The organism is Hymenobacter monticola (assembly GCF_022811645.1).
In the GTDB taxonomy this organism is placed as follows: Bacteria; Bacteroidota; Bacteroidia; order Cytophagales; family Hymenobacteraceae; genus Hymenobacter; species Hymenobacter monticola.
In genome coordinates this window covers 2,518,278-2,531,635 of the sequence record NZ_CP094534.1, presented here as the reverse complement: position 1 = coordinate 2,531,635, position 13,358 = coordinate 2,518,278, and the positions used below count along the sequence as shown (strand labels likewise).

6 protein-coding genes and 1 other RNA gene are annotated in these 13,358 nt (G+C 61.5%); 4 read left to right on the top strand and 3 right to left on the bottom strand.

The window, feature by feature from the left end; all coding sequences use genetic code 11:
* Positions 1–118: 118 nt before the first annotated feature.
* Together MTP16_RS10530 and MTP16_RS10525 are read right to left on the bottom strand one after the other, a co-directional pair.
* Positions 119–3,172 carry a M16 family metallopeptidase gene (locus tag MTP16_RS10530; RefSeq protein WP_243519488.1) on the bottom strand — a complete coding sequence of 1,018 codons (3,054 nt, stop codon included), beginning with the start codon at positions 3,170–3,172 and terminating at the stop codon, positions 119–121.
* A 365-nt stretch (positions 3,173–3,537) separates the two neighbouring features.
* Positions 3,538–5,655, bottom strand: coding sequence for a DNA polymerase III subunit gamma/tau (locus tag MTP16_RS10525; protein WP_243519486.1), 2,118 nt, complete (start codon positions 5,653–5,655; stop codon positions 3,538–3,540).
* Between the two features lie 317 nt (positions 5,656–5,972).
* Between MTP16_RS10525 and ssrA the strand changes: the two genes are divergently transcribed.
* Positions 5,973–6,344, top strand: a transfer-messenger RNA (tmRNA) gene (gene ssrA / locus MTP16_RS10520).
* A 19-nt stretch (positions 6,345–6,363) separates the two neighbouring features.
* Here ssrA and MTP16_RS10515 read toward each other — a convergent pair.
* On the bottom strand, positions 6,364–6,666 hold the full coding sequence (locus tag MTP16_RS10515) for a hypothetical protein (RefSeq protein ID WP_243519484.1): 303 nt from the start codon (positions 6,664–6,666) through the stop codon (positions 6,364–6,366).
* A gap of 129 nt (positions 6,667–6,795) precedes the next feature.
* On the opposite strand from MTP16_RS10515, the gene MTP16_RS10510 reads away from it, so the two are divergent.
* The 3 genes from MTP16_RS10510 to MTP16_RS10500 all read left to right on the top strand — a co-directional run bounded on the left by MTP16_RS10510 (position 6,796) and on the right by MTP16_RS10500 (position 13,344).
* Positions 6,796–7,236, top strand: a complete 441-nt coding sequence (locus MTP16_RS10510; protein WP_243519482.1) for a hypothetical protein — start codon at positions 6,796–6,798, stop codon at positions 7,234–7,236.
* A gap of 102 nt (positions 7,237–7,338) precedes the next feature.
* Positions 7,339–8,946: a hypothetical protein gene (locus MTP16_RS10505; RefSeq protein ID WP_243519480.1), complete on the top strand. Its 1,608-nt coding sequence runs from the start codon at positions 7,339–7,341 to the stop codon at positions 8,944–8,946.
* Positions 8,947–13,344, top strand: a complete 4,398-nt coding sequence (locus tag MTP16_RS10500; RefSeq protein ID WP_243519478.1) for an nSTAND1 domain-containing NTPase — start codon at positions 8,947–8,949, stop codon at positions 13,342–13,344.
* Positions 13,345–13,358: the final 14 nt, after the last annotated feature.

The following is a 13,358-nucleotide window of genomic DNA, read 5'->3' as shown; positions in this document are numbered from 1 at the left end:
TATAAATCTGTCATCCTGAGCGCCGCGAAGGACCTTATCGCGTCAGGGGGTGGTAGGTAAAATTCAACTGCGGGCCGGCGGGATAAGGTGCTTCGCGGCGCGCAGTGTGTAAGGGCGGTTAGTACCCGAAAATCTCCTTCAGCGTGAGCTGCTGCACTTGGCCGTACTTGGCCAGCTCCTTGAAATTCAGCCGGTCTTTCGAGCCGATAACCAGAATGACCTGGTTCTGGCCGTGCACTTTGGCCAGCTGAAACTTCTTCAACTCATCAAAAGTCATTTTCTGGGTGCTGGCGTACACGTCGCGGCGGATGTCGTAGTCGAGGCCGAGGCGCTTGGCGCGCTCGTAGCTCATCAGGATGTTTTCCTTGGTGATGCGCTCGGTGCTGATGCTGTTGCGGATGGCGTTTTTGGCGATTTCCAGGTTGGCTTCGGCCACAGGCATGTCGGTGAGCAGGGCTTCCATGCCGGCCATGGCCTCGGGCAGCTTGTCGCTCTGGGTGCCGATGTAGCTCAGGTTGTAGTTGGAGCGGCCCAGCTTGTCGGCGCTGTTGTAGCCGGAGTAGGCCGAGTAGGCCAGTGCCTTGCTCTCGCGCAAATCCTGAAACACGATGCTGCCCATGCCGCCGCCGAAGTACTCATTGTAGAGTGCCAGCGTGGGGGCCAGCTCCTTGCTGTATAGGTCGCCCTTGGTCAGGAACAGGATTTCGGCCTGCACCATGTTGTAGTCCACCCAATAGACCTTTTTATCCTTCAAAGGTTGCTCGGCGAAGTCTTTGGCGGCCGGGGCGGGTGTGAGCTTGGCAGGGGTTTGGTGCAGATGGTCAATTATTGATACTACTCCGTCACGCTTATACATTCCTTCACGACCCGGACCTTTAGAACCAGGGCGTGGCGTGGCGCTCAAATCATCTTCACGTGTGCGCGGACCGTAGTACAGCACCCGGTGCTGGTAAGTCGGCAGCTTCTTTAGCAGCGCCGTGAGCTGCTCAGGTTTCACCGCCTTCAGCTCTTTCTCGCTCAGAATGTTCGTGAAGGGGTTTTTGGGGCCGTACTTCACGTAGTTCACCATCGCCTGATTCAGAATCACGCGCTTTTCGAGCTTGGCGTCCTGGCGCTGCTTGAGCACGCCGGCCACCATGTCTTTCAGGGCCACGGCGTCGGGCTTAGGCGCGTTCAGCAGCTGCTCAAACAGCTTGAGCGCGGGCTCCAGGTTGCTGTCGAGGCCGTTGAGGGTCACGAAAATGCGGTCGGGGCCGCTGCTCACGTTGAAGGAGCAGCCCAGCTTGTAGAACTCCTGCTGCAGCTGCGCGGCGGTGTAGTTGCCGGTGCCGAGGTATTGCAGGTAGTCGGTGGCGAGGCTCCAGCGCGGGTCGTTATTCTTGCCCAGGTCGAAGACGTAGGACAGGTTGAACAGGCCGTTTTCGGCGTTGTGCGTGTAGTACAGCGGCAGGCCGGGCTTGATTTCCGTTTCCTGAATGTCCTTTTTATAATCGACAAACACTGGCTGCAGCTCCGTGCTCGGCATGGCCGTGAGCTGCTTGTAGTAGGCCGAGGCCACGTCGCGGTTGGCCGGCACGGGCGTGATGGCGGGCTTCACCACCTTCACCTTGTTGGGGTCGGTGCCGGTGCGCTTGAACACGGTCACGACGTTCGGGCCGTAGTTGTCGTTGGCGAATTTCACGATTTCGGCCTTCGTGATTTTGCCGAAATCGTCCTGCTGCTGCAGGTAGTCTTTCCAGTCGATACGCTCAATAAACGCCTCGTACATGGCGCTGGCGCGGGCCTCGTTGCTTTCGTAGCTCTTGGTGCGCGTCAGCTTCTCGTTGTTGATGATGGCCGGAATCAGCCAGTCGGGGAAGTTGCCTTTCTTCACCTTGTCCAGCTCGCCCAGCAGCAGCGCTTTCACTTCTTCCAGCTTCTGCCCCTGGCGCGGCGTGCCGTAGATGACGTGCGTGGAGTAGTCGTCGTTGAGGTCGGTGAACGAGGCAGCTTCCAGCACTTTCTGCTGCTGGTTCAGGTCGAGGTCGATGAGGCCGGCCTGGCCGTTGGTCAGGATTTTGTCCAGCATCCGCAGGCGCACGCCGTCCTTGCTGGCCTTGCCCGGCAGGCGGAAGCCCAGCATCACGTTTTCCGACTGCGGCCCGAGAATCTCCTTGGTAATCGGGGCCGTGAGCGGCTTCTCCACCGGCGCGTTGAACGCGGGCACCGGCTTGCTCGGCATGGCGCCGAAATACTTGTCGATAACCCGGATGGTCTGGTCGTAGTCCAGGTCGCCACTGAGGCACAGCGCCACGTTGTTCGGCACGTAATACTGGCCGAAATACTTTTTAATCTCCGTGATGGACGGGTTTTGCAGGTGCTCAATCGTGCCGATGGTCGTCTGCGTGCCGTAGGGGTGCGTGGGGTAGAGCGCCGCGTTCAGCGCCTCAAACTCCTTGTTGAAGTCTGAATCCAGCCCGCGGTTCTTCTCCTCGTACACAGCTTCCAGCTCGGTGTGGAACAGGCGCGGCACCATCTCGCGCAGGCGCTCGGCCTGGATGGCGGCCCACTTCTCTAGCTGGTTGCTGGGGATGTCTTCCTGGTACACCGTTTCCTCGTTCGAGGTGTGGGCGTTGGAGCCTTTCGCGCCGATGGCGCCCATCACCTTGTCGTACTCGTTCGGCACGGCGTAGCGCGCGGCCACACCCGAGATGGAGTCAATCTGGTGGTAGGTGCGCTTGCGGGCGGCGGGGTCGTTGCGCTGCCCGCGGTACACTTCATACAGCGCCTCAATCTTGTCGAGCTCTACTTTTTCCTTGGCCCAATCCTGCGTGCCCAGCTGCGAGGTGCCCTTGAACACCATGTGCTCTAGGTAGTGCGCCAAGCCAGTGGCAGTGGCCGGGTCGTTTTTGGAGCCGGCGCGCACGGCCAGGTAGGTCTGGATGCGCGGCGCGTCTTTGTAGTCGGACAGGTAAACGGTCAGTCCGTTGTCGAGGTGGTAGATGCGCACACCGAGCGGGTCGCCGGGCACCGATTCGTAGCGGTATTCTTTGGGAGCCGCCGGAGCAGCGGCGGTAACCGGAGCGGCCGCGGGGGTCGTCGAGGCCGTGCTGGCCGTTTTACTCGATTGGCACTGAGTGGCAACCCCTAATACCGTCAGGGCCGGAATCAACAGCAAAAAATTCTTTTTCACGAAAGGCGCAAGCGGGTGCAACAGGGGATTCAAAAAACAAAGGTAGCTGGGTGATAGAGGAATAAAAAACAAAATTTCGCCATATCTTGCAAGGTTGCGGTGTGCTCAGCGCCGACGCCTATGCTGCCCAACCATATCCCCCAATCGTTTGCAGACACAAGCCTCACAAGCAGCTGATTTTACAGTTGTCGTGGCTGGCTCGAGCGTGGCTGTAAGGACGCGGTAAGCAGCAGGGGGTTGCAACAACTAGACATGACCGATGTGGGGGTGGGGCCTGCCCCTCCCGTCGTTGGCTACGCTGACCTTCGAATGGCATCATTACAGCGGCGCGGATGCCCGGGCGGGGGCAAGCCCCGCCTCTACTGCTAGAACTCGGCCTCCAAGCCCAGCCGCTGTTTAGCGTCGCGCAGGGTAGGGAACCGCTCGGCCAGATACTCAAACTTGTCGGTGGACGTGTAGAGCTTGCGGGCCGTGGGCGCGGCGGTGGTTACGAAGGGCAGCACGTTGAGGCGTGAGTTGCCGGTGCGGCGGCGCAGGTCGGCCAGAAACTCGACGCGCATTTCATTGAACTGGTCGACCTGAATGGGGTTGTCTACGGCCAAATCAATAACGTGCTCTTCGTTGGCCGATATCGGCCGGTTCAGCACCCAAAATTCGCTCATGCGGTCCTGGGCCTTGCGCTCTTCAGCCAATTCTTTCCACACGCGTTGCAGGAGGGCGGGGTCGGTGGCGGCCACGGGCCCGCTGTGCTGCGGCTCGGCCAAGGCAGCCGCATCTTTGGCTGCCTGGCTGGCGGCTGCGTTGCGGCTGCTCAGGTCTTTCAGGCTCGGAATCTTGCTGGCCAAGCTGGGAATTTTGGCGAAAGCCGCCTGCGGCGTGGGGCGTGGCGCGGGCTCGATGCCTTCAAAGCTGGGCACGCCGATTTCGACGTGCGGCAGCGTGTCGCGCATCTGGTGGCGCTCGGTGACGGGGGCCGCTGGGTCGTCCTCGATGCTGGGCGTTTCGTGCAGCTCGTCCACGCCGTTTTCGACGGGCAGCGGGTCGGGGCCGTCGGCCGGGGCCGGGCCGGTGGCCACGGGCGCGGCCGGCATGGGCAGGGGTGCGGGCGCAGCGGGCGGACGCGGGGCAGCGGTGTAAGCCGCAGCCGGTGACTCGGTAGCATAGGCCGCAGGAGCGGCGTGCGAAACGACTGGGGCGGGTACTGCCGAAGCCACTGAAGCAGCTTGAGAAGCTGCGGGAGAATTCACGGGCGCGGGCTGGGCGTGACCATTGCTGCTTCCGCCATAACTGCCGTTACTGGCCGGCGCTGGCGCTGCCCCGTCGCTCAGGCTGCTAGTTTTTTTTTTAGCCTCGCCGTTAGCGGGGCTGAGTTCGCGCACAAACTGCACGGCCCCATTCAGATAGGCCAGCTTCATCAGCGCCAGCTCCACGTGGAGACGCTGGTTTTTGGCTTGCTTAAACTCCCGGTCGCACTGGCTGATGAGGTTGAGTGCCGAAAGCAAGAAGGCCAGTGGCGCGGCCTGGGCCTGCTGCACGTACTTCAGCCGGATGCCTTCGGACACTTCCAATAGCTGCACGGTCACGGCGTCTTTGCACACGAGCAGGCCGCGCAGGTGCTCGGCGGTGCCCACCACGAAGTTGTGCAGGTCGAAGCCGTTCTGCATCACCTCATCAAGCAAGAGCAGCGCGGCCGAGAGGTTTTCGGTGAGCAGGCTGTCAACAAGGCGGAAGTAGTAGTCGTAGTCGAGGATGTGCAGGTTTTGCACCACCTCCTTGTAGGTGAGGTTGTTGCCGCCGAAGGTCACCATCTGGTCGAACATCGACAGGGCGTCGCGCAGGCCGCCGTCGGCCTTTTGGGCCAGCAGATGCAGGGCGTCGTCTTCGGCCGTGATGCCTTCCTGGGTAGCCACGTAGCGCAGGTGCCCGCGCATGTCCTCCACCTTGATGCGGCTGAAATCGAAAATCTGGCAGCGCGACAGGATGGTGGGAATAATCTTGTGGCGCTCGGTGGTGGCGAGGATGAAAATGGCGTAGCTCGGCGGCTCCTCGAGCGTCTTCAGAAACGCATTAAAGGCCGCGTTCGAGAGCATGTGCACCTCGTCAATGATGTAAATCTTGTACTTGCCAGCCTGCGGGGCGTAGCGCACCTGCTCCACCAGCGAGCGGATGTCTTCCACCGAGTTGTTAGAGGCGGCGTCGAGCTCGTGCACGTTGAACGAAGCATTTTCCTGGAAGGCCACGCACGACGCGCAGGTGCCGCAGGCCTCGGTTTCGGCCGTGAGGTTGGTGCAGTTGATGGTTTTGGCCAGGATGCGGGCGCAGGTGGTTTTGCCTACGCCGCGCGGGCCGCAAAACAGGAACGCCTGGGCCAGGTGGTGGCTCTGAATGGCGTTTTGCAGCGTGGTGGTGACGTGCTGCTGCCCCACCACGCTGCGAAACGTGGAAGGACGGTACTTGCGGGCCGAAACGACGAAATTATCCATAAGTTCTGTCTACAAAGTTACCCAGAAATGGGCGGCTTTGGAAGCAGTTTGGACCCCATCTGTCATCTTGAGCGCAGCGAAAGACCTTATTACGCTGGCACAGTTTGCAGTAGAAATCCAACCTGCTTTTCTCATCAACAAGAGAGTCGCCGCCCATCGTTCAGCCGTGATAAGGTCCTTCGCGGCGCTCAGGATGACAGGTATAAGCAGGGCAAATACAGGGGCGAAAAAAGAAACCTTCCCTCCTCCCCTGGCGTTTCTATCCCGAACCGCGTACCTTCGCGGCCTGCTTCGGCGGAACTCGTTCTTTACCATTTGGGGATGACCGGAATTGACAGCTTGCGCAAATTGCGGGTAAGCGTGCCAGGAGTTGATGGAAGCTCTCCTGTCAAAAAATCTATCGAAAAACAACCGGCGACTATTCGTACGCCATGGCTGCCTAGTTTAGAATTAGGTAACGTCATCGTTCCGCCCGGGTAAGTTTCTACACCTGGGAGTTCGGAGCGTCGTAAGTAGAAAATAGCCTTCGCAGAGCTGTGATGCGGGGGCGAAACCCAACTGCAGCTAAGGGAAGCTCAAGGGCCTGACTGACGCCTGAGATTCCTCGAAAATTCAAGTCTGGATACGCACGTAGAAAGCACGTTGATTTCCTTGTCTGGACCAGGGTTCGAATCCCTGCATCTCCACCTTCTGCCTGGCAGAATTCAATTAAAAGCCTCGAATCGCCTGATTTGGGGCTTTTTTGCGTTTAAAATGTTTTGTTCCGCCGCAGGCCTCGCCTGGGCATTGGCTGTATCGGTCGTGAAAAGCTACTTCCAGCGCGGCCCGGATATGCGGCCAAAATGCACGACCTGATTTGGGCCTTGCAGATGTGTTGCTGCCGAATGATATCTGACCGAGCACAAGAAGCCTGCGCAGGTTCGGCACCTTCTGCCAGTTGTGCCTCGGAACAGCTGCCAGCCGGTTGCTGAACGCATCAAAACCAATACTTGGTCTTACAAGCTCATCCAAAATGGCATCAACGTTTCAATGCTGACGCGCTGTTAAATTGGTTTGAAAAAACCATTAATAAATTATACTAAATCGGCAAATACTGTGTAACCTTGTGTCTTCGCCCTTCAAAATCAGTGCATTTCTACTATGCTGCCGACTTCTACCGCCGATGCGCTGCAACTCAAATTTGAAAATCGCAATGCCGTCAGGCTAGCTACCACTGCCGATACCGCCTCCGTTGAGGCGCTACCCGGTGGCTTGGAAATCAGGCCCTGCGACTTTGTGTGGCTAGCAATTGGGGCCTCGGCAGAGCTTCCTTCGGCCGCCGATGCGGCGTTGGGGCAGGTTATGGCGGCCCTGGGCCGCAGCGTGGCAACAGACTCGCGAAGCAGCAATTGGATAACGGCGCCGCTCTACCCGCGCAAAGTCGGGAAGGTGCCGCAGGTGTCGTTGTTGGGAGCGGCACCCGCGGCTTTGGTCACCTACCCGGACAAGTCCGGGCCGGTGGGGCCGGAAGAGCAACAGCGCCAGCTAACAGGAACGGCTGCTGGGCTCCTTTCCCTGCGCTTGCAAAAACGCTTTTTATAAAGCAATAATTGAGGCGCGCAAGCGGCGTTTAGCGCAAAAATCTATTGCGCTTTTCGGGATAAATTGCGGCCGGCGAGCTACTTCTACCCACTCCTTTCCCTTATGGCGGCCCTGCTTCCCGACTACGAATACGACATCTTCATCAGCTACCGGCACAACGATAGTGAGTGGATGGCCGAGTTCATCACCCGGCTGCAAAACGAGCTGCGCACCATCATCAAGCAACCGCTGAGCATATATTACGACAAGGACCCGCGCGATGGCCTTGGCGACACGCACCTGGTGCAAGCCAGTCTCGACCACCGCGTGCTTAGCTCCGTGATTCTGCTGCCGCTGGTGTCGATGACGTACTGCGACCCCGAGCGGTATTCCTGGCAGAGCGAGTTCCTGCCTTTTCTGCACAAGGCCAGCGCCGACCGCTTGGGCCTGAACCTGAGCTTGCCAGGCGGCGGGGTGGCCAGCCGCATCCTCCCCTTGCGCCTGCACAACCTCGACCCGCAGGACCAGCAGCTGCTGGAGCAAACCCTGGGCGGGCAGCTACGCTCCATCGACTTCGTGTACCCGTCGCCGGAGGTTGGCGTGAACCGGCCGTTGCGCGTTGCCGATGCTCCGGAAGTGGGGCGACGTTACGATGACCAGGTGAACAAGGTAGCCAATGCCATCAAGGAACTGGTGACGGCGGCCGCGGCCAAGTCGCAACCGGCGGGCCCGGCCGTGGCGGGGCAGCAAACCAGCCCGGCCCCGGCCGCTACCCTGCCCCCGGCGGCGTGGGCCGCCAGCCTGGCGCCCGCTGCGCCTGCGGCACCCGCCGTGGCAGCGCCCGCCGGCCCGGTGGTGTTTCTGGCCTGGGCCACGTCGAGCAAGCTCAAGGCGCGGCGCGAGGAGCTGGCGCTGGTGTGCGCCAAGGCCGGCCTGCGGGTGGTGCCCGCCACCGACTGCCCCACCGACGAGGACGAGTTCCGGCGCCGCACCCAGGAGGGGCTGGCCGAGGCGGCCTGCTCGCTGCACCTGCTGGGCAACGATTTTGGCCGGCGCTTCGATGACGACGAATCCAACTCGCTGCCCAAATACGCTTACGAACAGGCCCGGCTGGAAGCCGCCCGGCGGCCCACTTTCCGGCAGTTTGTGTGGTTCAGCCCCGACCCAGGCACTGACATCAACGCCGACCAGCAGGCCTTTGTGAGCAAGATTCGCAACGAGCTTACGGCACAGTGCACCTTCAGCAACGCCACCAATGCCCAGCAAGTGGTGGAAGACCTGCGCAATATGCTGGTACAAGCCGCTCCGCCGCCCAAAACCTTAGAGAAAGACACGGACATTTGCTTCGTGTTCAACGCGCTGGACAGCAACGAGGCCGATGTAATTACCGACCAGCTGGGCGAGGCGTTTACGCTGGACATGCTCACCATCAAGCCCGACAGCGCCGAGGTTTATAAAGAGAAAACGGTGAATGCCATTCCCAAGAGCAAGCTGGCCGTGGTGTATTTCAAGCACAGCGCCGAATGGGCCCTGCCTTTTGTGAAGCAGGTATGGCAGCTGGTGGGCGGCGCGGCTTCCCCCACGCCCATCCTGTTTTTGGGCGAAGACGACCCTGAGCACAACAGCCTGCACAGCTTCAAGGCCCCGAAGGTGATTTCGCGCATCCAGCCCCACCAGGGCGTGAGCGAGGAAGTACAGCGGGTGTTTCAGCGACTCAACACGCCCGCTTAGATGGAAGCTTTTGATACTTCCGCGGCGGCATTGCTGGGGCTTGATGAGCCTATTTGCCCCTACGCCGGCCTGCGCACTTTTACGGAGGACGAGGCCATCTACTTCCGCGGCCGCGAAAGCCACGTGGCCAAGTGCCTGGCCCTGCTGGTGGAGCAGCGGTTTGTGATGATAACCGGCGCCTCGGGCGATGGCAAGTCGTCGCTGGTGTTTGCCGGCATGCTGCCCGAGGTGCGGGCGGGCTTCATGCGGGCCCGCTACAGTAACTGGGCCGTGGCTACCTTCCGCCCCGAGCGCAGCCCCTTGCGCAACCTGGCTCAGGCCGTGGCTTCGGCCCTGCGGCTGCCCAGCGCCGGCTCGGTGGAGACGGAGCTGGAACGCGGGTTTTCGGCGCTGGTACAGCTTTACCAGGCCTCGGATTTGCATCTGCCCGACGCGCCGGCCGAAGGCTCCACGACCGCCGAGCAGCGCCAGCAGCAACGGCAGGCCGCCAACCTGCTGCTGGTGGTGGACCAGTTTGAAGAGTTCTTCACCAACCCCGAAAACTACGACGGCGACCAGCCCAACACCGCCGCCCAAACCGTGGTGAACCTGCTGCTGGAAACCACCCGGCTGGCCCAGGCCCAAAACCTGCCCATTTACATAGTGTGCACCATGCGCTCCGACTTTGTGGGGCAGTGCGCCGAATTTCGGGGGCTGATTGAACAGGTGGGCGCCAGCCAGTACTTTGTGCCCCGGCTGCTGCGCCAAGAATTCCTGGAGGTCATCCGGGAGCCGGCGCTGCTCAGCGGCAACCGCATCAGCGAGCGGCTGGTGCAGCGCTTGCTCTACGACATCGGCCAGGGCCAGGACCAGCTGCCGGTGCTGCAGCACGCGCTGCGCCGCATCTGGCTGGCCGCCGACCAGGGCCGCGAGGAGATGGACCTGCTGCACTACGCCATGGTGGGCGGGCTGGCCGACGAGCTGCCGCCCGAAAACCAGGCGCGGTTTGCGCAGTGGCGCGCCACGCTCACCGAGCCGCAGCGGGCGTTTTTGCTGGATAACCCGGGGCTGCGCAACGTGCTCGATGCCCACGCCAACCAGCTTTTCGCCGACGCCAACGACCTCTACAACCGCGAATTCTCGCCGCCGCTGCCGCCGGGCACGGCCCAGCGGGTCATTGAGCAAACCTTTCGGGTGCTGACGCGCACCGACGGCAAGCGCGTGGTGCGCAACCGCCTGACCGGCGCCCAAATCACGGCCATCCTGGCCGATGAGGCCCTGCCCTGGCCGGTGGTGTGCCGCATCTTGCGCCCGTTCCGGGAAGAGGGAACCACGTTCCTTTCCCCGTTTCTGGGCCCGGCCGGCGACGGCCACGCCGTGCTTCCGCCCGACACCGTGCTTGACATCAGCCACGAGAGCCTGATTCGGAACTGGGGCCACCTGGCCGAATGGGCGCGCAACGAAGCCACCGACGTGCGCATTGCCCAGAACCTGATGCAGCAGAGCAGCCGCTGGCAGGAAAACGCCGAAAGCAAGGACTTTTTGCTGCCCATTGGCCTGTACACGTTCTTTTCGCAGTGGCACGCCGGCAAAAAAGGGCTGGCCAACTGGCTGGCCTACTACCTCAATGCCGGCACCGAGGGCGCGACAACGCCCGCACAAATGGCGGCCGAAAACAACGTGCTGACGCGCTTTCTGGCCGCCAGCAAGCGGCGGCTGCGCTTCACGCTGGTGGTAGCGCGCTACGGGCCGTGGCGGCTGGCGGCAGCCGTGCTGGTGCTGGCCCTGCTGGGCTGGCTGGGCCGGCAAGCCTGGCACTTCCGGACGGTGCAGAGCGACTACGTGGCCTATTCCATCGTGCGGGAAGGCCTTGAGAATCCAGATTTTCAATCGTCTTTTGTCGACATTGCGGACCGGGCCCGTTTCATATTGAACGCCGACCGGGTCAGCCACCACATGTACCGGCCCTGGCTAAGCAAGGACCGGCCGGAAGATTACCAGTTTAAGCCGCTGCTCAACGCGCTGTCCAACGACACGCTGGCCCTGAACATCGAGCTGAGCATGTACGCCTGCGTCGACAACATGTCGTACGATTCGGTGGGGGCAGAAAATCCGCAAATCAGGCCAATACTCAAGGACCTGAATGCCCGGCTGGAGAGGTCCCTGGCGAAGCCGTCGGCTTCTGGCGAAACGCCCAAGACCCGCAGCAAAACGCGCTGGCGCAATGCCGTGCTCACGGCGCGCACCGTCATGGCCTTTGCCTACTACCTGAAGCAGCAGGCACAGCACCCCAAAGTTTACACCGACTCGGCCGAAGAACGCGGCTTCCGATACGACCAGCAGCGCCGGCTGCAGTACCTGCGCACGCACCTGCAGCGGGAAATAGCCGATACCACGGGTCCGGCGCCCAACCCGGTTGATTTGGCTTTTTGCCTGCGCGTGTTGCTGGCCCAGGGGAAGTTTCGCTCCGATAGCCTGGCTTTTCTTGGCCGCCTGAGCCCGTTTGGCCCGCAGAAGCAGGTGTTTCAGCATTTCTTTCCGCCCACCGTCTCGAACTACCGCACCGGCCAAACCACCAACAGCGGGGGCTACCCCATGGCGGCCATCGTCTTTGCCGCCCTCGACAGCACGCAGTCGATGCGTAAGTGCCTGGCGGTGATGGCGCAGCAAAAAGCCGACTTTATTGACGTCAGCAGCGGCATTGCCCTGCTGCCCTATCTGGTGAAATACCAGCGGCTGACGCCGGGCAATCTGCACGACATCCTGGCCGCTTGCGCCCGGCCGGGCGGGTTTTCTTTCAACGAGCTTTACGCCTGCCTGGTGTACAGCCTGCTCAGCGTGCAGCCGACGCAGGACATTTTCGACGCCAATCAATCGGCCGGCGACCGCAACGCCGATTACCAAAAGCAAGCCCGCGCCACGGGCTACGAGCCGGGCTACCTCAGCGGCGACCGGGTCAGCTTTGCCCTGCCCGTTGCCACGCGCGACGTGGCCTGGAACGCCCTGTTGAAATCGGTGCCGGACGTGGCCCGGCGAGAGTCCATCTTCGTCGAAACCGAGGACCACGACCTGGCCAACGCCATCCCGGAAGGCTATTACATCAAGCGCAACCAGAACTTTCTGGAGGCATTTCTGGCCAAGATGCACGGTGTGTACCTGGCTGAAATTCGGCACGATACCTCGCGGGCCCGGGTGGCATTCCGCAGGTTCAGCGCTTCGTTCGAGGAACTGGGGCGGCACCTTCCACTGCACCCGAAGGGCAAGGCCGCGCTCTACGAACGCAGTTCGGCCCACACCCCACAAGTCATCAACTCGCGGCAATGGAACCTGGGCCTGCCGCAGCAGCTGCCGCGCACCACGGGCACCACGCAGGCTTCCATGGGTTTCCAAAACCCGCTCACGTTTCTGCGGCTGCCCATCCGTCCCAAAACCCTCAATTTTGAGACCTACTACACCTGCCCGTTCGATGCGTTTTTTCACTACGAGCTAACGCGGGCGGCCCGCCAGCACGATAAGGTGGCGCTGCAATTCCTCGACAGCCTGGCTTTTGTGGAGGCGGCCTTTCCTGACCGGTTTTCCGCCACCCGCACCCGGTCGCTCTACATCGAAGCCCTGGCCCGCCCCGCCGAGTATGTGCCGAACCTGGCCTGGATGCGGGCCATTGCCCGGGTGGGCACGGCCGCCGACAGCGACCGCCGGCAGCGCAACGAATTGCTGCTCAGCATTGAGTCGGCACTTCAAAACCATAGCCGCCTGCAGGACAGCGTGGCTACGCACCAGCTGGCCGCGCGCATGAAACCGGCGCTGGCCAAATTTTCGCATACCCAGTTTGAGCTCCCGCTGCAAATCGCCTTTTCCGATTTGGCCGCGGCGGTGGCCCGCGAGGGCCGGCTGGATGAAGCCTTCGACATTGCCCACGCGCTGGGCGAACCGCTGGAAATGGCCACCAAACTGCGCGCCGGCGAGCAAGCCATGCTTATCAACGACCGCCGAAGCAAGGCCTTCGATAGGCTGACGGCCCTCGAGCAGGAATACAATGCGGCCAGCAGCAAACAAGCAAGCCGCAGCGACTTCTCGACCCCTGCCATTGTCATCACCTTGTCGTACTGGACCATGGGTGATGTCGGGGCGGTGGGGTGGTATTTCGAAAACCTGTTTTTGTCGGTGCTGGGCTATAATGAAATCCTGAGCGCTACCAACACCAGCGACTGGCTGATGGCGGTGTGCCGGGGCTACGGCCTCACCAATATCCCCGGCAGTGCCAAGGAGCAAATTCCGGATTACACGTCCGCTCGCTCCCGGCAAATCTATTACAACACCATCCTGGTCGGCATCGCGCACCTCAACGACCACCGCCCCAACAACGGCTGGCGCGAGTACGACGAAGCCGAGCTGACGCGCCCGGCCGAATACGACTAAGTCTCCCACTATTC